Origin of the sequence: Yinghuangia sp. YIM S09857, assembly GCF_051388915.1 — a bacterium.
Classification (GTDB): Bacteria; Actinomycetota; Actinomycetes; order Streptomycetales; family Streptomycetaceae; genus Yinghuangia.
This window is the reverse complement of sequence record NZ_JBPKBH010000004.1, coordinates 359433-377880: the sequence shown is the minus strand read 5'-3', so window position 1 is coordinate 377880 and position 18448 is coordinate 359433. Positions and strand designations below refer to the sequence as shown.

Annotated in this window: 16 protein-coding genes; 5 read left to right on the top strand and 11 right to left on the bottom strand. The window is 72.8% G+C overall.

The features are described from left to right. The 4 genes from ACRX5S_RS10570 to ACRX5S_RS10555 form a co-directional block, all read left to right on the top strand. Positions 1-820, top strand: an 820-nt coding sequence (locus tag ACRX5S_RS10570) for a PucR family transcriptional regulator (RefSeq protein WP_436772573.1), incomplete at its 5' end; no start/stop codon positions are given. A 254-nt stretch (positions 821-1074) separates the two neighbouring features. After that, positions 1075-2517: a diaminopimelate decarboxylase gene (locus ACRX5S_RS10565; protein ID WP_436772755.1), complete on the top strand. Its 1443-nt coding sequence runs from the start codon at positions 1075-1077 to the stop codon at positions 2515-2517. After that, entirely contained in the window at positions 2505-3350 is an 846-nt protein-coding gene (locus ACRX5S_RS10560; RefSeq protein ID WP_436772572.1) for a M55 family metallopeptidase, read from the top strand. Before ACRX5S_RS10565 ends, ACRX5S_RS10560 begins: the two co-directional genes overlap by 13 nt. A 289-nt stretch (positions 3351-3639) precedes the next feature. Continuing rightward, entirely contained in the window at positions 3640-5166 is a 1527-nt protein-coding gene (locus tag ACRX5S_RS10555; protein WP_436772571.1) for an amino acid permease, read from the top strand. Here ACRX5S_RS10555 and ACRX5S_RS10550 read toward each other — a convergent pair. The 6 genes from ACRX5S_RS10550 to ACRX5S_RS10525 form a co-directional block, all read right to left on the bottom strand. Next, the gene (locus ACRX5S_RS10550; protein ID WP_436772570.1) at positions 5047-5508 is read right to left on the bottom strand and encodes a DUF3237 domain-containing protein; all 462 of its coding nucleotides are present in this window, start codon (positions 5506-5508) and stop codon (positions 5047-5049) included. The genes ACRX5S_RS10555 and ACRX5S_RS10550 overlap by 120 nt on opposite strands. Positions 5509-5572: 64 nt before the next feature. Next, positions 5573-6361, bottom strand: a complete 789-nt coding sequence (locus tag ACRX5S_RS10545) for an ABC transporter ATP-binding protein (protein WP_436772569.1) — start codon at positions 6359-6361, stop codon at positions 5573-5575. Beyond that, positions 6354-7406, bottom strand: coding sequence for an ABC transporter ATP-binding protein (locus tag ACRX5S_RS10540; RefSeq protein WP_436772568.1), 1053 nt, complete (start codon positions 7404-7406; stop codon positions 6354-6356). Before ACRX5S_RS10540 ends, ACRX5S_RS10545 begins: the two co-directional genes overlap by 8 nt. Beyond that, positions 7403-8296: an ABC transporter permease gene (locus tag ACRX5S_RS10535; RefSeq protein WP_436772567.1), complete on the bottom strand. Its 894-nt coding sequence runs from the start codon at positions 8294-8296 to the stop codon at positions 7403-7405. The genes ACRX5S_RS10540 and ACRX5S_RS10535 overlap by 4 nt, the downstream gene beginning before the upstream one ends. Continuing rightward, a complete protein-coding gene (locus ACRX5S_RS10530; RefSeq protein ID WP_436772566.1) occupies positions 8293-9243 on the bottom strand; it encodes an ABC transporter permease in 951 nt (316 codons plus the stop codon). The genes ACRX5S_RS10535 and ACRX5S_RS10530 overlap by 4 nt, the downstream gene beginning before the upstream one ends. Beyond that, positions 9234-10943 carry a CocE/NonD family hydrolase gene (locus ACRX5S_RS10525; protein WP_436772565.1) on the bottom strand — a complete coding sequence of 570 codons (1710 nt, stop codon included), beginning with the start codon at positions 10941-10943 and terminating at the stop codon, positions 9234-9236. Before ACRX5S_RS10525 ends, ACRX5S_RS10530 begins: the two co-directional genes overlap by 10 nt. Before the next feature lie 90 nt (positions 10944-11033). Here ACRX5S_RS10525 and ACRX5S_RS10520 point away from each other — a divergent pair, with 90 nt between their 5' ends. Beyond that, positions 11034-11636 carry a TetR/AcrR family transcriptional regulator gene (locus tag ACRX5S_RS10520; protein WP_436772564.1) on the top strand — a complete coding sequence of 201 codons (603 nt, stop codon included), beginning with the start codon at positions 11034-11036 and terminating at the stop codon, positions 11634-11636. 182 nt (positions 11637-11818) lie between these two features. Here ACRX5S_RS10520 and couO read toward each other — a convergent pair whose 3' ends face one another. The 5 genes from couO to ACRX5S_RS10495 form a co-directional block, all read right to left on the bottom strand. Next, entirely contained in the window at positions 11819-12697 is an 879-nt protein-coding gene (couO, locus tag ACRX5S_RS10515; RefSeq protein WP_436772563.1) for a 4-hydroxyphenyl-beta-ketoacyl-CoA hydrolase, read from the bottom strand. A gap of 37 nt (positions 12698-12734) precedes the next feature. Continuing rightward, the gene (locus tag ACRX5S_RS10510; protein WP_436772562.1) at positions 12735-13685 is read right to left on the bottom strand and encodes a 3-hydroxyacyl-CoA dehydrogenase NAD-binding domain-containing protein; all 951 of its coding nucleotides are present in this window, start codon (positions 13683-13685) and stop codon (positions 12735-12737) included. Further along, complete coding sequence (locus tag ACRX5S_RS10505) at positions 13682-15643, bottom strand: acetoacetate--CoA ligase (protein ID WP_436772561.1); 1962 nt, start codon at positions 15641-15643, stop codon at positions 13682-13684. The genes ACRX5S_RS10510 and ACRX5S_RS10505 overlap by 4 nt, the downstream gene beginning before the upstream one ends. Continuing rightward, entirely contained in the window at positions 15640-16467 is an 828-nt protein-coding gene (locus ACRX5S_RS10500; RefSeq protein WP_436772560.1) for a crotonase/enoyl-CoA hydratase family protein, read from the bottom strand. The genes ACRX5S_RS10505 and ACRX5S_RS10500 overlap by 4 nt, the downstream gene beginning before the upstream one ends. Positions 16468-16594: 127 nt before the next feature. Then, positions 16595-18202 carry an acyl-CoA synthetase gene (locus tag ACRX5S_RS10495; RefSeq protein ID WP_436772559.1) on the bottom strand — a complete coding sequence of 536 codons (1608 nt, stop codon included), beginning with the start codon at positions 18200-18202 and terminating at the stop codon, positions 16595-16597. Between the last annotated feature and the right edge of the window lie 246 nt (positions 18203-18448).

Below are 18448 nucleotides of genomic sequence, written 5' to 3'. Positions count from 1 at the left end.
GCGGCACGAGGAGGCCCTGCTCGGCGTGCTGACCGGGCGCGTCGACGCGTCCGACCGGGAACCCGCGCTCGGCCTCGACGACGCGCGGCGCTATGTGGTGGTGGCGGTCGACGCGCCGCCGCGACCGGACGGCGGCGGCCCGGCCGGGGGCGCCGCCTGGCAGCGCCTGCTCGACGTGCTCGCCCTCCAGGCCGCCGCGCTGCGCACCTCCGCGGACGGCGGATCGGTGCTGTCCGCGCAGTCCGGCGGGCGGATGTACCTGGTGGTGCCGGTTCAGGAGGACCGGCCCGAGGCACCCGTCGCGCTGGCCCGGGAGTTGGCGGCCACCGCCCGAACCGTGCCGCCGGGGGCGGTGCTGGTGGGCGTCGGGCGCGCGGCCACCGGGGCCGGGGGCCTGCCCGACTCCCGGGCGTCCGCCGACCTGGTGCTGCGCGTGCTCGCCGAGCGGCAGGACGCCGCCCCGGGCGCCTCGGCGGTCGCCGAGCACGACCAGGTGCTCGTCCCGGCGACCCTGCTGCAACTCCTCGACCGGGTGGAGCCGGTGTGGCACGCCTCGGACACCGGGCCCGTGCACCGGCTGGTCGCGTACGACGCCGAGCACGGCACCGCCTTCCGGACGACGCTGGCCGCCTACCTCGCGGCGTTCGGCGACGTGGCGACGGCCGCGGCGGCGCTGACCGTGCACCCGAACACCCTCCGCCACCGGCTGCGCCGCATCCGCGAGCTGTTCGGTCTCGACCTCGGCGACCCCGCCGCGCGCCTGCTCGCCGACGTCGGGCTGCGCATCGCCGCCCGCGACGACCCGCCTGCCCGGGGCTGAGCGGGACGTTCGGTCGAACAGGCGGGCGGCGCGTGCCGACGCACCGCGGCCGTTGTCCGATCGGCCAACAGGTTGCCCGCGAGTCGGTCCGATCGGCTAATGACGCCGCCGTGGCGTCGGGACCATGCTTTTCGACGTACCGGTCCCGCCCACTCCCCGGCGGACGTGTCCGCCCCACGAAATCCGAGGTGTTCCCTGTGATCTCCGGCCCCTCCGCGGCAACCGCCGCCACGCCCGCGGGCGGCACCGGCACGATCACCGGTACCGGGCGCCGCGCGGTGCTCGACGAGGCGGTTCGCCTGGCCGTCCGCGACGGACTCCTCGACTCGCCCGCGCCGGTGATCGGCCTGCTGGACGTCGACGGCATCCGCGGCACGGTGGCCCGCCTGCACGCGGCGTTCGAGTCGCCCGCGCCCGTGCTGCACACCTTCGCGGCGAAGGCCTGCGGCCTCGTCCCGGTCCTCCGGCTCCTCGCCGAATCCGGCATGGGCTGCGAGGTCGCCAGCCCCGGCGAACTGGCCCAGGCCCTGGCCGCCGGGTTCACCCCCGACCGGCTGGTCTTCGACAGCCCCGCCAAGACCGTCGAGGAACTCGAACTCGCCGTCGACCTCGGCATCGCCGTCAACCTCGACAACTGGCAGGAACTGGAACGCCTGGACGCCGTGCTCGCGGCCCGCCCCGGCACCGGCGGCACCCCCCGCGGGCCGGTCGGCATCCGGGTGAACCCGCAGGTCGGCGCGGGAGCGATCGGGGCCATGAGCACCGCCACCGACACCTCCAAGTTCGGCATCGCGCTGCGCGACCCGGGCGCCGAGGACTCGCTGGTCGCGGCGTTCGCCCGGCGGCCCTGGCTGACCAGGCTGCACGCCCACGTCGGTTCGCAGGGCTGTCCGCTGCCGCTCATCGCCGCGGGGATCCGGGCCGCTTACGAGCTGGCCGAGCGCATCAACGCCGCGGTCGGACGGCCGCAGATCGACAGCCTCGACATAGGCGGCGGCCTGCCGGTCAACTTCGACGGCGACGACGAGAGCCCGGGCCACGCCGCCTACGTCGCGCAGTTGCGCGAGGACGTCCCGGACCTGTTCGACGGCAGGTACTCGCTCGTCACCGAGTTCGGCCGCTCCGTACTCGCCAAGCACGGCATGGTCCTGACCCGCGTGGAGTACACCAAGTCCGCGGGAGGGCGTCCGATCGCCATCACCCATGCGGGCGCGCAGGTCGCCGCCCGCACGGTCTTCATGCCGCAGGCGTGGCCGCTGCGCGTCGGCGTGTTCGACGCGGACGGCGTCCCGAAGTCCGGGCCGGGCGTCGTACAGGACGTCGCCGGGCCGTGCTGCTTCGCGGGCGACCTCGCCGCCGAGGCCCGGGAACTGCCCCTGATGGAACCGGGGGACGTCGTGGCGCTCTACGACACGGGCGCCTACTATTTCTCGTCGCACTTCGCGTACAACTCGCTGCCGCGGCCGGCCGTCCACGGCTTCCGCCTGGACGCCGACGGCCGCGCCCGCTTCGCGATCGTGCGCGAGGCGCAGACGCTCGCGGAGATCGTCGCGGAATCGGGGGACGCGTACGCGGACTCCTTGGTCGGCCTGGTCGACACCACGGCCGCGGCCGACCGCCGGGCCGACGGCGACAGCCAGTCCCCCGACCGCAGTTCCGACCCCGACTCCGCGGAGGTCTCCGCATGCGCGTCCTGATCTCCGCCGACATGGAAGGCGCCACCGGCACCGTCCTGCCCGCCGACGTCACCTCCGGCACCCCGCGTTACGAGCGCTTCCGGCGCCTGCTGACCGGCGACGTCAACGCCGCGGTGGCCGGCTTCGCCGCCGCCGGGGCCGACGAAATCCTGGTCAACGACGCGCACTGCGGAATGGACAACGTCCTCCTGGAAGACCTCGACCCGCGCGCGAGCCTCATCGTCGGCCGCCACAAGCCGCTCGGCATGATGCAGGGCATCGAACTCGGCCCCGACGCGGTCGCGTTCGTCGGCTACCACACCGGCGCGGGCGAGCAGGGCGTGCTGGCCCATACGTACCTGTCGCACAGCATCCTCGCCGTGCGCGTCGACGGCGTGCCGACCGACGAGGGGCGCTTCAACGCACTCGTGGCCGCCGAGGCGGGCGTGCCCGTCGTCCTCGTGACGGGCGACGACCTCACGTGTGCCGCGGCCGGCGCCTGGGCGCCGGGCGCCCGGACCGTCGCCGTGAAGACGGCGCTGAGCAGGCACGCCGCGGTGTGCCGTACGCCCGCGGCCACCGCCACCGACATCCACGCCGCCGCGGCGGCCGCGCTCGCCGACCTGGGCGAAGTGCCGGCCGCGCAGCCGTCCGGCGCCCCGGGTGGCGGGGTGGTCGTCGCGGTGGACCTCGACAGCCCCTACCTGGCCGACCGCGCCGCGGCGATGCCCGGCGTCTCCCACGACGGCCCGCACACGGTCGCGTTCGGCGCCCCCGACGCACGCACCGCGCTGCGCAACTTCCGGGCGCTGACCTGGGTGGTCTCCGGCGGCCGGGAGGCCGAATGGACCTGACCCGGCCGGACCGCCCGGCGCGACGGCGCACGGCCCCGGCCGACGCCTGCCGCCACGCCCCTTGACGCTTCCGCCCGTCCTTGCACCCGCACCGTTTGACGCTCGCACCCGATTCCCACGTCACGGCGGGTCCCCCCGCCCACTCTTCGCTCCGCCCTTCCCGTACGTCCGCCTCCGGCGTGCCCGCCCACGGCACGCGGCCGGACGACGGGCGTGCCGCGGACCGCCGCCGCCCTGCTCGCGGACGGCCGCCCGGGCACCAAGGCCCCGCCCCACGCCAGGAGTTCCCATGAGACATTCGCCGACGATCCCGAAGGCGCCCGGCCCCACCGCGCCCGGCCCGAACGGTACCGGCGTCCCGCAATTGAGCCGGTCGCTGCGCAACCGCCACATGTCGATGATCGCCATCGGCGGCGCGATCGGCGCGGGCCTGTTCGTCGGCAGCGGTTCGGTGATCAAGACCGCCGGACCCGCCGCGATCGTGTCGTACTGCCTCGCCGGAGCCCTCGTGCTCTTCACGATGCGGATGCTCGGCGAGATGGTGGTCGCCCGGCCCTCGTCCGGCTCGTTCTCCGACTACGCACGGACCGCGATCGGCCCGTGGGCCGGATTCACCATCGGCTGGCTGTACTGGTACTACTACGTGATCATCGTCGCCGTGGAGGCGGTCGCGGGCGCCGCGATCCTGCACGCGTGGATCGACGCGCCGCTGTGGCTGCTGGCCATGGGGCTGATGCTCGTGATGACCGCGACCAACCTGCTGTCGGTCAAGTCGTTCGGCGAGTTCGAGTTCTGGTTCTCCTCGATCAAGGTCGCCGCGATCGTGGCGTTCCTGATCGTCGGCACGCTCTTCGTGGTCGGCGCCTGGCCCGGCTCGTCCTTCGACTTCTCCAACCTCACGTCGCACGGCGGCTTCGCGCCCAACGGCTTCACCTCGATCTTCTCCGCGATCGTCGTGGTGATCTTCGCGTTCGGCGGTGCCGAGATCGTCACCATCGCGGCGGCGGAGAGCCGCGAGCCGGAGCGCTCGGTGGCCCGTGCGACCACCGGCATCATCTGGCGGATCATCCTGTTCTACGTCGGCTCGATCTTCCTGGTGGTCACGATCGTCCCGTGGGACGGCGCCGAGGTCCTCAAGAGCCCGTACGTCGCCGCGCTCGACACCATCGGCGTGGACGGCATCGGCACCGTCATGGACATCGTCATCCTCACCGCGGTGCTCAGCGTGCTGAACTCCTCGGTGTACGTGTCCTCCCGCATGGTCTTCGCACTCGCCGAACACGGCGACGCCCCGCGCTGGATGGTCTCCACGAACCGCCGCAACGTCCCCACCCGCGCGATCCTGGCCGGCACGGTCGTCGGCTGGCTCTCGGTCCTGTTGGCCTACCTCTCGCCCGACCGGGTGTTCACCTACCTGGTCAATTCCTCGGGTGCGATCGCCATCTTCATGTACCTGCTGATCGGCGCCTCGCAACTGCGCATGCGGCGCCGCCTGGAGCGGGAGGCGCCGGAGCGCCTGATGCTGAAGATGTGGCTGTACCCGTACCTGACCTGGGTGGTCATCGCCGGGTTCCTGGGTGTGCTGGTGGCCATGGCCGTGATCGACGACCAGCGCACGCAGTTGTTCACGAGCCTGGGCAGCCTCGGCGTGGTGCTGGTGGCGTACGCGATACGGCGGGCGCGCGGGGGCGGCGCCTCAGCGGACCGCGTACACGCGAATCGCGACGACGTCGTCCCCGTCGGGCCGGGCCAGGCCCACGAAGACCGTCTCGGCGAGCCAGCGGTGGGCCGGGGCGTCGGTCCGGAACACGGGTGACGTCCGGTAGTAGTGGCCGGCCTCGGACACCTTGATGCCGCCGTCGTACTGGTCGGGGCCGTTGGGGGCGGGGTGGTAGAAGCCGCGGTTGACGATGTCGATGACCGTCCCGTCGTCGGCCTGGACGAGGTAGCGGGCTTCCAGCTCGCACACCTCCCCGCGCGTGCTGCTCCAGTCCCCGCCCCCGGCCAGCACTTTGCCGGTCAGCCGTGGGCCGCTGACACCGCCGCCGACGATCGGCGTGAACTCCGTTGTCTCGCCGTCGCCGTGGCCGATGTGCAGGGTCTCGGACACCTGGGCCCTGATCTCGAAGACGAAGTCGAGAGCGGGGGTGAAGGACATGGTTTCTCCTTGGGAGTGGGGGTGGCGGCCGCGCGGTCCCGACGGCCGGCCGCACGTCTGCCGATCAGTCGCCTTCGGCGCGCGGTCGGCGCCGCGGCTTCCAACCCGGCTTGGGGACGGACTCGATGAGGCGCCGGGTGTACGCTTCGCGCGGTGCGCCCAGCACACTCGCGACCGGGCCCTGCTCGACCACCCGTCCGGCCCGCATCACCAGGACCTCGTCGCTGATGTGCGGCACCGCGGCCAGGTCGTGGGTGATGAACAGCAGTGCGGTCCCGGTGTTTTCGCGCACGTGCGCGAGCAGGTTGAGGATCTGCGCCTGGATGGAGACGTCGAGCGCGGCGACCGCCTCGTCCAGGATCAGTACGCGCGGTTCCGCGGCCAACGCCCGGGCTATGGCGACGCGTTGCCGCTGGCCACCGGACAGCTCCCTCGGGAGCGAGGCCGCCTGGCGCTCGTCCACACCGACCATGCCCAGGAGTTCGGCCACGCGCTCGTCCACGGCGGTGCCTTTGGCCGGGCGGTGCAGGCGTACCGCCTCGGCGACCGCGTCGCGTACCCGCTGGCGGCGGTCGAGCGACGAGTACGGGTCCTGGAAGACCATCTGGACCTGCCGTGCCCTCGCCCGCCGTTCGGCGCCGCGCACCCGCCCGGGGCGGCGTCGTTCGCCGGCCACCGCGAAGTGGCCGCCGCTCGGCGCCTCCAGGCCGGCGATCATGCGTGCCGTGGTGGACTTCCCGGAGCCCGACTCCCCCACCACCGCCAGCGATCCACCTTCGGGGAGGGTGAACCCGACGTCGTCGACGGCGACGAAATCGCCGAACACCTTGCGCAGTCCGCGGACTTCAAGCATGCGGCGCAGCCTCCTCGGGAACGGGCGGGTGCGGGAAGTGGCAGGCCGCCGAACCCGCGCCGACCGCACGCGGCGGCGGCGGCTCGCTGTCGCACACCTCCCGCGCCCTGGGGCAGCGGGCGGCGAACGCGCAGCCGGGCGGGGCCTCGAAGCCGGACAGCGGCCGGCCGGCGATCGCCCGCAGTTCGCCGCGCGGAGCCCCGACGGACGGACGTGAAGCGAGCAGTGCACGGGTGTACGGGTGCGCCGCGCCGCCGTGCAACCCCCTTGCGGGCAATGTCTCGACGGTCGCCCCCGCGTACATCACCGCCACGCGATCGCACACCGCGGCGGCCAGTTCAAGGTCGTGCGTGATGAACAACATGGCGAGACCACGGGCTTCGCGCGCCTCGGTGATGATCGCCATGACCTCCTCCTGCGTCGTCACGTCAAGGGCCGTGGTCGGTTCGTCGGCCAGCAGCAGGCGCGGTTCGGCCGCCAGCGCGGCGGCTATCATGACGCGTTGCAGCAGGCCGCCGGAGAGTTCGGCGGGGCGCTGCCGCATGCGGCGCTCCGCGTCCGGGATGCCGACCTCGCGCAGGATGCCCGCGACCTTGGCCCGGGCCTCGGCGACCGGCACTCCGCGTGCGGTGGTGAGCCCTTCGACGAGGAAGTCGCCGACGCCGCGCGCCGGATTGATGTGCGCGCGGGGGTCCTGGAAGACCATGGCGACGTCGCCCGCGCGGAATTCCCGCAGCCTCGCGCGGGACATGTCCGGGACGGACTCCCCCGCGAACCGCAGGCTCCCGTACGTGCGCGCGCCCTCCGGCAGCAGCCGCAACACAGCCCGCGCGGTCAGCGACTTGCCGGATCCGGACTCGCCCACGAGCGCGAGCGCTTCGCCTTCCGCGATGCGGACGTCCGCGTGATGCACGGCAGTTCGCGCGATCCCACCGACGGTCAGGTCGATCCGCAGCGCCTCGGCCTCCAACAACGGCTGCGGCCGCGGTTGCGGTTGCCGTTGCGGCTGCGGCTGCGGCTGCGGCGAGGATGCCTTCATACTCATGTGCCCTCTCCGAGCAGGCGCCGGGAGAGCCCCGATCCCAGCAGGTTGAACGCGACCACGACGACGAGGACCACGAGGCCCGCGTACAGGGACTGCTGCGGCTGCCCGGCGAGGATGCCGGGGGCGCCGTTGGACACCATCAGCCCCCACTCGGGGTCCGGCGGCTGGCTGCCGAGGCCGATGAACGAGATCGCCGCGACGTCGAGCAGCGCATAGCCGAAGCCGATGGTCGCCTGCACGAGGACGAGCGGCGCCAGGTTCGGCAGCAGGTGCCGAAGCCAGATGCGGTGCGTGGGCGCGCCGAGCAGGCGCAGCGCCGCCACGTACGGCAGGCCGCGCTCCTTCAGCGCCGCCGCCCGCACGACGCGCGTGACCAGCGGCAGGTACGCGACGGACAGCGCGATCACCGGCGCCGTCGGCCCGGGCCCGAACACGGCCGCGGCCAGGACCGCCATGATCAGCCCAGGGAAGCCGAAGACGACGTCGAGCAGGGCGGACACCAGCCGGTCGGTCCAGCCGCCGAACCACGCGGCGCAGAGGGCGAGAAGCGTGCCGAGGACCGTGGAGAACAGCACCACCAGCGCCGGGGCCGCGAGGCTGGCGCGCGTCCCGCAGATGATGCGCGACAGGATGTCGCGGCCGGTGTCGTCGGTGCCGAGGAGGTGTGCGGAGGACGGGCCCGCGTTGACTCCGAACGGGTCGACGGCGTTCGGGTCGTGCGGGGCGATCAGCGGTCCGAACAGCGCCAGGACCACGAAGGCCCCGACGACACACGCCGCGGCCAGGGTGACCCGGTCGCGCGACGCGCGCGATCCGACAGCGACCGCCCCGCCGTCGCCTGCCGGCGTGTCGGGGGTCGGCTCGCTCCGGCCGATCAGGGTGGCGTTCATGCCTCCCCCTTCTGCGCGGTGCGCGGGTCCAGGGCGGCGCTCACCAGGTCGACGACCGTGTTGACCACCACGAACACGACGACGAAGAGCAGTGCGACGGCCTGCACGACCGCGAGGTCCTGCTTGCCCGCCGCCTCGATCATCAGCGAGCCCAATCCGCCGATGCCGAAAGCCTGTTCGGCGACGGCCGTGGTGGCGATGAGCCCGGCGACACCCACTCCGGAGACGGCGAAGACGGGCCCGGACGCGTTGCGCAGCACGTGGCGCCGGATCACGACGGACTCCGGTACGCCGCGGCTGCGCGCTGTCTCGACGTGCTCGGCGCGCAGTTCGGCGCGGACCGCGGTGCGGGTGACCTGGGCGACGTACCCGATCCAGGACACGGCCAGGGCGACCGCCGGGAGGGTCAGGTGCGACAGCGTCCCGGTGAGGCCGCTGCCCGAGCCGTAGACCGGGAACCACGGCAACTGCACGGCGAACACCCAGATCAGCAGCACCGACATGATGAACGTCGGCACCGCCATCGCGCCCGCGGTGACCGCCGTGACGATCGATTCGGTGCGGCCGCCGCGCAGGCCCGCGAACGTCCCGGCGAGGGTGCCGACCAGCAGGACCAGCACCGCCGCGTAGCCGACCAGCGCGAACGTGTCCCCGGCGCGTGCCGCGATGAGGTGGCCGACGCTGTCCCGGTAGACGAGCGACTTGCCGAAGTCGCCGTGCAGGCAGTTGCCGAACCAGTGCCACCAGCCTTGCAGGAAAGGGTCGTCGAGGTGGTACTCGCTGCGGATCCGGGCGAGCACTTCGGGTTCGGGCTGCCGTGCGCCGCCTACGAGCAGCGTCGCGGGGTCGCCCGGTGCGAGGAAGAGCGCGCCGTGGATGGCGAGGCCCGCGACCACGACCGTGACGACGAGGGTGGCGAGTCTGGCGGCGACGAACGTCAGCGGCACGGCGCGTCACCCCCGGTTCTGGGCGTGTCGGCATCATCCTGTGCCGGAAGCACGGTGAGGCGCAGTCGGGACGGGTGTTCCGGGCCGGTGCGCAGCGTCTGGACGCTCGCCTTGGGGGCGGTCGTGAACCACGGGTTCTCGGTGGAGCCGGAGTTCGGCACGTGGTTGGGGAAGTCGCTGGCGGCCACGGTCAGCGCGAGCCGGTGCCCGGTCCGCACGCGGTAGCCGGTGTGCCCGAGGTCGACGTGCCACGCGCCGGATGTGTCGGCCTGGACGCAGCCGCGCACCACCAGTCGTGCCGGGCCGTCGGGCGCCACGTCGAGCAGACGGACGAACAGGTCGTACGTCGGCGCGGTGCTCTCGGTGTGCAGTTCGGCGTGCACCGGGCCGGCGAGGTCCAGCGGTGTGCCGAAGGGGGCGGTGGTGAAGACGAGGACATCGTCGCGGGCGGCTGTGGGGCGTTCGTCCGGGTGGTTGTGCAGCAGCATGAACGTGTTGGCGACCGCCGACGGCACCAGGTCGTCGGGGTCGTACCGCCATTCCACGAACTCCTGCTTGACCACCGGACGTTCGTCGAGCACGCCGCCGGGGAGAGGGCCCGGCGCGGCGGCGGGGGCGCCGAGGTGGAGGTCGAGCGCGGTGGCCTCGGGCGGCGGCCAGGCGGTCGCCGTCCGCCATCCGACGTGGCCGAGGTGCCAGCGCACGCGCGGGAGCGTGTCGGGGTGTGCGGTGCCCTTGAGGAAGACGTCGAAGAACCGCAGCGCGGGCGCGGTGTACGCGTCGAGCATGCGCGCGAGGGCTCCGTCGTCGGCCATGTGGTCGTTCTCGGGGGCGACCGGGGCGTGTTCGAGGAAGTAGTTCTCGTGGTCGGTGCTGTCCGCGCTCAGGTACTGCACGGCGGCCCAGCCGGGGCGCTTGGCGAGTTCGGCGTAGTCGCGCATGTGCGCGATGCCGAGGTTGTCGAACCAGCCGACGCAGTGCAGCACCGGGAGGGGGCGCGCGTCGTACGGGTGCGGCCCGTTGTACGCGTCGAGCGGGATGCCGCGGACGACCAGATCGAATCCCGCGGACCGCTTCCCGATGGCCGCGAAGGCCTCCTCGTACGCGGCGATCAGCGGCCGCGCGGTGAGGTCCGGCGTGAACTCGTAACTGTCGTTGTCGACCCAGACGTGAGCGAGGTAGTCGGCGCCTTCGAGCCAGCCGGGCTGGCGTTCCGCGCGGGCCTCCACCGTGGCGACGCCGGGGACGACACCGGTGCACGTGACCCGCGGCACGATCGCGCGCAGCGCGGGGTGTTGGCCGGAAACCGCGGACCACTGCGTGAAGCCGTAGTAGGAGTCGCCGAACATTCCGACCACGCCGTCCGACCAGGGCTGGTGGGTCACCCATTCGATGGTGTCGCAGCCGTCGTCGACCTCCCCGGTCCAGCCGAGCGTGCGGCCCTGGGAGCGGAACTTGCCGCGGACGTCCTGCACCACCATGACGTAGCCGCGGGCGGTGAATCGGGCCGCGACCTGCTCGAAGAAGACATAGCGGCTGTTCTTGTCGTACGGCAGGCGGACCAGCACGGTCGGCGCGGGCTCGGGTCCGGCGCCGTAGACGTCGGTGGCCAGCCGGACCCCGTCGCGCATGCGGACCATGTACTGCCGCGCGTGTTCCGGGACCGGCTGCGCGGCGACGCGCTCGAAGGCAAGGCTCATGGGCGCTCCAACACGGGAAAACAATGTGATACAACAACGTTGTATCACGCGGTGCCCAACGTCAACCCCCCTCTGAGCTAGGTTGCCCCCATGCCGATCGACGTCGACGAAGTCCAGCGCCGCAAGGCCATCGCCAAGGCCACGCTCGCGGTCGCCGCCCGCGACGGAGCGCGTGCCGTCACCATCCGTGCGGTGGCCCGGGAACTGGGCGGCTCCACCGCGATGGTCACGAACTACGTGCCCACCCGCATCGCGCTCATCGTCAACGCGGTCGACGCCGCCGAGTCGCGATGGCGCTCCGACCTGGACGCGCACGTGGGCGAACTCCAGGGAGAGGACAGGCTGCGCGCCACCATCACCTGGAACCTCACCACCGATCCCGACGACCTGCTGCTGCGGCGGCTGTGGGTCGAGATGCTCTCGTCGGCGGGCGTCGACACGGAGGCGGCCGGGTCGCCCGAGACCCGGGAGCCGCACGCATCTCGCGCCGAACTGCGGGACGCGGCCGCCGAGGCGGGCGTACCGGATCCCGAACTCGCGGCCGACATCCTCTTCCTGTTGGTCCGCGGCTACTTCATCTCGACGGTCGAGGACCCGGACCTGTGGACGACGGACCGCGCGGCCGAAGTCGCCCGGGCGGTCGTGGACATGCTCGCGCACCGGGACTCGCGGACCGGGCCGCGGAGCGGCTGATCCGCGGCTCGCGGGGGGGCTGATCCGCGGCTCGCGGGGCGGCTGATCCGCGGCTCGCGGGGCGGCCGATCCGCGGCTCGCGGCGCCTTGCCGCCGTCCGGCCTGCCGGGTCCTGCCGGGTCCTGCCGGCTCCTGCCGGCTCCTGCCGGACCCTTCCGGACCCTGCCCGCCCGGGTTCCCGGTCAGCCGCGGCTCCCGGCAAGTCCCAGCACGCGCACGGCGTTCTCCTTGAGCACCAGCGGGCGCACTTCGTCCTTGACGTCGAGCAGCGCGAAGTCCGCCAGCCAGCGTTCCGGCGTGATCACCGGGAAGTCCGAGCCGAACAGCACCTTCTCGCGCAGCAGGGTGTTGGCCGCGCGAACCAGCTGCGGCGGGAAGTACTTCGGCGACCAGCCCGACAGGTCGATGTGGACGTTGGCCTTGTGCGTCGCGATCGAGATGGCCTCGTCCTGCCACGGCACCGACGGATGGGCCATCACGATCGTCAGCTCGGGGAAGTCCGCGGCCACGTCGTCCAGCAGCATAGGGTCCGAGTGCCGCAGCTTGATGCCCCGGCCGCCGGGCAGACCCGCGCCGATGCCGGTCTGCCCGGTGTGGAACAGGGCCGGCACGCCCGCTTCCGCCAGCACCTCGTAGAGCGGGTAGAAGCGCACGTCGTTCGGGTCGAAGCCCTGGAGGCTGGGGTGGAACTTGAAGCCCCGCACCCCGTGTTCGGCGATCAGGCGCCGGGCCCGGCCGACCGCGGCGCGGCCGGCGTGCGGGTCGACCGAGCCGAACGGGATGAGCACGTCCGGGTGTTCGGCCGCGGCATCGGCGATCTCCTCGCTGCTGAGCGCGGGATGCCCGGTGGCGGCGGTGGCGTCGACGGTGAAGACGACGGCGGCCATCCGGCGCTCACGGTAGTGCTCGGCGATGCGCTCCAGCGTCGGCGTGCGGTCCTGGCCGGACTTGAAGTAGGCGGCCGAGGCGTCGAGGAGCTCACGGTCGAGGGCGAGGCAGCCCCGGCCGTCCTGTTCCACGTGCACGTGCATGTCGATCGCGTCCAGTGCGGTCAGGTCCATGGGTCCCTCCGGGGTTCGGTCGGGTGCGGGAGGCTGGTCACGGAAGCCCGGCCTCCGCCTTGAGCACCAGTAGTGCGTGGAGCAACGCGTCGCGGCGGGACGCGAGTTCGTCGACGGTCATGCCGTCGAGCATGTCGTCCACCCCGGCGACGAGCTTGGCCGCCAGGTCCGGGGTGAGCGACGGGTCGCCGAGGTCGCGCCACCACGCCTCGGTCGGCGGGCCCAGGTGCTCCAGGACGTGCGCGATGCCGCCGGGGCCGCCGGACAGGTGCTGGTTGGCGAACGGTCCGAGCAACGCCCAGCGCAGCCCCGGCCCGTAGGCGATGGCAGTGTCGATGTCGCGCACCGTCGCCACGCCCCGGTCGACCAGCGAGTACGCCTCACGCCACAGCGCTGCCTGGAGGCGGTTGGCGATGTGCCCGGGGAGTTCGCGCCGCACCAGGATCGGCCTCTTGCCGACCGCGGCGTAGAAGGCCATCGCGCGCGACACGGCATGCTCGCCGGTGCGCTCGCCCGGCACGACCTCGACGAGTGGGATCAGGTGCGGCGGGTTGAACGGGTGCCCGATCAGCACGCGTTCGGGGCGTACCGCGCAGTCCCGGGCGATGGCGGTCGCGGCGAGCCCCGAGGAACTGCTGGCGATGACGGTGTCCGGACGGGCGGCGGCGTCCAGGACCGCGAAGAGCGCGCGCTTGACGTCTTCACGTTCCGGCCCGCTCTCCTGGACGAAGTCGGCGTCGGCCACCGCGGTTTCGGGATCCGAGGTGAAGGCCAGCCGGTCGGGGGACGCGCCTTCGGCGAGGCCGGCGCGGGTCAGCGTCGGCCAGTGCGCGACCACGTCGGCACGCACGCGGTCTTCGGCGCCGGGTGACGGGTCGGTGGCCACGACCTCCAGACCGCGGGCCAGGAAGTGCGCGGCCCAACTGGCGCCGATGACGCCGGTGCCGACGATCGCGACGCGGCGGACCGGTTCCCGGGTGCCATTCATGTCGCCCTCCGAGCCGCGGCGAGGGCGATGAACGGGTCGAGGGACGCCGGGTCCGCGAGCACGTCGGGGCCGACCACGTCCGCGACCGCGGCACCCGACAGGATCCGCTTCACCGGGAGTTCGAGCTTCTTGCCGGTGCGGTTGCGCGGGATCGCGGGGACCGCGGTGATCGCGTCGGGGACGTGGCGAGGCGACAGCGCGCCGCGCAACTCCGTGACCAGGCGGTCGTGCAGTTCCGCGTCGAGCCCGTCCCCGCAGACCACGACGAACAGCAGCAACTCGCCGTTGCCGCCCGCCGGGTCCTCCAGGTGGACCACGAGGCTGTCGGTGATCCCCGGGACCTCCTCGGCCACGCGGTAGAACTCGGCGGTGCCGAGCCGTACTCCGCCGCGGTTGAGGGTGGCGTCCGAGCGCCCGGCGATGACACAGCTCCCGTTCGGCGAGAACCGCGCCCAGTCGCCGTGCCGCCACACACCCGGGTACGCCTCGAAGTACGCCTCGCGGTACCGGGATCCGTCCACGTCGCCCCAGAACCCGACCGGCATCGACGGCATGGCGACGGTGATGACCAACTCCCCCAGCTCACCGATGACTTCCCTGCCGTGCTCGTCGAACGCCACCGCGGCCACGCCCAGGGCCGGGCCGGAGATCTCTCCCGCCCGCACCGGCTGCCAGGGGCCACCCTGCACGATGCCGCCGCACACGTCCGTACCGCCGCTGCCCACGTTGAGCAGGACCCGGTCCCCGAACTGCGCGTGCACCCACCGGTATCCCTCCGGCGGAAGCGGGCTGCCCGCAGCGCCGATCTGGCGCAGAGCCGACAGGTCGTACGTACGCTCCGGTTCCAGCCCGGCCCGGCGGCAGGCCATCAGGTAGCCCGGACTGGCTCCCATCAGGGTCGCCCCGGACTCCGCCGCGATCTGCCACTGTGCGTCGAGATCGGGGAACAGTGGGTTGCCGTCGATCAGGACGAGGCCCGCGCCGACCAGGAGCCCGGAGACGAGGGCGTTCCACATCATCCAGGCGGTCGTGGTGAACCACATCATGCGGTCCCCCGGGCCGAGATCCCAGCTCAGCGCGTGGTTCTTGAGGTGTTCGAGAAGGACGCCGCCGTGCCCGTGCACGATCGGCTTGGGACGCCCGGTGGTTCCGGAGGAGAACAGGACGCACAGCGGATGGTCGAACGGAACGTCCTCGAAAACGAGTTCGGCGCTCTCGCCCAGCAGGTCGTCCCAGGCCACCGCGTCGCGGAGTTCGCCCGGGCCGTAGGCGACCGCGACGACCGCGCGCAGCGTGGGCAGTCCCGCACGGATCTCCTCAACGGTGCCGCGGCGGTCCACGTGCTTGTCGCCGTAGCGGTATCCGGGGGCGGCGAACAGCACGGTCGGCTCGATCTGCGCGAACCGGTCGACAACGCTGCGGGCCCCGAACTCCGGTGCGCAACCGGCCCATACGGCCCCGAGACTGGCGGTGGCCAGGTAGGCGGCGACCGTCTCCGGGATGTTCGGCAGGTACGCCGCCACCCGGTCTCCCGGGCCGACGCCCAGCCGCCGCAGGCCCGCACGGGCGCGCGCGACCTGGTCGCGCAGGGCCCCCCACGTGACGTCGACGCGTTCGCGGGTCTGCGAGTAGGCGTTGAGCGCGATCGCCGAGTGGGCGGCACCGGCCCCCCGCAGCGCGTGTTCGGCATAGTTGAGCGTGGCCCCGGGGAACCACTCGGCACCGGGCATGGCGCGGCTGCCGAGCACCGCGCGCTCGGGCGAGGCGAAACGTACGCCGAAGAACTCACTTATGGAGGACCAGAATTCCGCGCTCTCCGAAACCGACCACCGGTGCAGAGCGGCGTAGTCCGGGAAACGGAGAGCGTGGTTCTCGGCCAAGTAGCGCAGATAGCGCCCAAGTTCGCTGCGCTGGAGCGCGGCGTCGGACGGCGACCACAGCGGCGGGGACTGCGTCACGGCCGTCCCACCTTCGCGGCCCGGCCCGCAAGGAACGCGCGCATGTGCGCCTTGGCCTCGGGGCTCCCCGACGCGACGGCGGCCATCAGCGACTCCAGCAGGTAGCCCTCGGCAGGGTTGGCCTCCGCGATGCGCGGAAGGGCCTGGAGCACCGCAAAGTTGGTGACCGCGGCGTTGGATGCCACGTCGCGCGCCAACTCCATGGCGTGCCCGAACGCGCCGTCGGGCCCCGCCAGATAGTGGGACAGGCCGATCGCCTGTCCCTCGTCGGCGCCGACCACGCGCCCGGTGAGCATCATGTCGGTCACGCGGTGGACGCCGATCAGGCGCGGCACCCGCACCGCGCCACCGCCGCCGACGAACAGTCCCCGCTGTCCTTCGGGGAGTGCGTAGAACGTCCCGGGCTGGGCGACACGCAGGTGGGCCGCGCATGCGAGTTCGAGTCCGCCGCCGACCACGGCGCCCTTGAGCGCGGCGACGACGGGGACGGCTCCACGTTCGATGCGCTCGAACGCGCGGTGCCACATCCGGGAGTGCGCCAGACCCTCCAGGGTGTCGCGCTCGGTCAGTTCCCCGAGGTCGAGTCCGGCGCAGAAGTGTTCGCCTTCGGCGTCGAGGACGACCACGCGCACGCCCTCGGGCGGCGCCGCGAAGAACGCCTCCAGGCCGAGGACGGTGGCGTCGTCGAGGGCGTTGCGCTTGGCGGCGCGCGTCAGACGCAACACCGCGACGGGGCCGTGGAGTTCAAGGTGCAGGGATGAGGGAAGCGATGCGGCGGGCCGGATGTCGGGATACGCCGGGTTCGGGGTGGTGCTGGTCGTCACGGGGTTCCTTCCGCGTGGGTGCGGTCCGCGTCGTCGGGTCGTGCGGCGGTGGGGTTCAGCCGGTTGCAACCGGGTTCAGCCGGGTTCAGTGGCAGTCGGGTTCAGTCGCGGCTCGCTGCGGGATCGGTCACGCTTCAGCGGCGGGTTCTGCCGCGGGATCAGCAGCGAGTTCTGCCGCGGCTTCGGCGGCCGGACCCGCCGGCTCGGCCGCGCCCAGTTCCGCGGCCGCCCGGGCTCGGAGTGCGACGCGGCGGACCTTGCCGGTGGCGTTGGCCGGGAGTTCCGTCACGAAGACCAGGAATCTGGGGACCTTGAAGCGGGCCAGGTGTGCTTCGAGGTGCGCGCGTACGGCCGCCTCGTCGGCCTCTGCGCCGTCGCGCAACTGCACGTACGCGGCGCCCACTTCGCCCCAGCGGGCGTCCGGGACCGCCACGACGGCGGCGTTGGCGACCGCGTCCAGGCCCAGCAGCACGGCCTCGACCTCGGCGGGGTAGATGTTCTCGCCGCCTGAAATGATCAGGTCCTTGACCCGGTCCGCGACGTGCGCCCAGCCGTCGGCGTCGGCGGCCAGCAGATCGCCGGTGCGGAACCAGCCGTCGACGAAGGACAGTTCGGTCTCGGCTGGCCGGTTCCAGTAGGCGGGGAAGACGTGCGGGCCGCGCACGAGCAGCTCGCCGGGATCGCCGCCGACGTCCTCGGGACGGCCGTCGCGCAGCACCGCGACGTCGGTGAAGAAGTGCGGCACGCCCACGGACACCGGGCGGTCGGCGGAGCCCTCGACCGGCGCCATGTAGACGCCCGGGGACGCCTCGGTCATGCCGTACCCCTGCTGGAGCCGCACGCCGCGGTCCAGCCACGCCCGGGCCACCCGTTCCCGCACCGGCGAACCGCCGTACACGACGCTGGTCAGCGACCCCAGATCGGTGCGGTCCCAGGAGGAGTGCTCGCAGAGCAGTTGGAGCATGGTCGGCACCGCCGAGAAGCTGGTGATGCGCGCCTCTTCGATGCGCCGCAGGATCGCCCCGGCGTCGAACTTGGCGACCGGCTCGACGCTGCCGCCCTTGAACAGCGTGGGCAACGTGATCTGGCCGAGGCCGGTCGCATGGAACAAAGGCGCTATGCAGAGGGCCCGTTCGGTGTCGCGCAGGTCGATGTGGGCGAGCTGGTTGACGGTGTTCCAGGTGAGGTTGGCGTGGGTCAGCACGGCTGCCTTGGGGCGTCCGGTCGTTCCCGAGGTGTAGAGCAGGACGGCCGGGCTGTCGAGGGCGACCGGGGGCGCGGTGGCCGGCGCGTGCCCGGCGTCCACCGCCGACGCGATGTCGGAGATCCGGTGGCGGACGGTCTCCGGATGTGGGGCAGCGGCGTCCACGAGGGCGTCGGCGTCCGGGCCGTGCACCAGGAAGGCGGCCCCGGAATCGTCCATCATGTAGCGGATTTCGACCGGGGACAGCCGGTGGTTCAGCGGGACCGTGACGGCGCCGAGCAGCCATGTGGCGAACAGGGTCTCGAAGATCGGGATCGAATTGGCGCCGACAAGGGCGACGCGATCGCCGGAGCGCACCCCCAGCGCGGCCAGGTACCCGGCCAAACGTGCGGTGCGGTCGGCGAGTTCGGCGTAGTTCAGCACGCGGTCGCCCTCGACGAGTGCGGCGCGCCCGGGCGATATCCGCGCCCGCCGCGCCGGCCAGGTGCCGAGGCCGAAGTTCGGGAGCCCGCCTTCGGCAGCGGTTCTCATGGATGTGCCCTCCGCATCGTTAATGACAGGATTCCTTATATCAGGAATCCTGATACAGGTCACCGTCCGGCGGGTAATCCGCGACGTGCGAGACTCGGGGCCGGAACACGGCGAGCAGGCGGCGGGGCAGACGGCGGGCAGGCAAGGAGCGGACCAGATGGCAGCGCGAACGGCGGAGGACGACGTACCGCGGGGGTCGGGCCCTCTTCTGATCTACGCCGTCAAGCAGGTGGAGCTGGCGGGGGG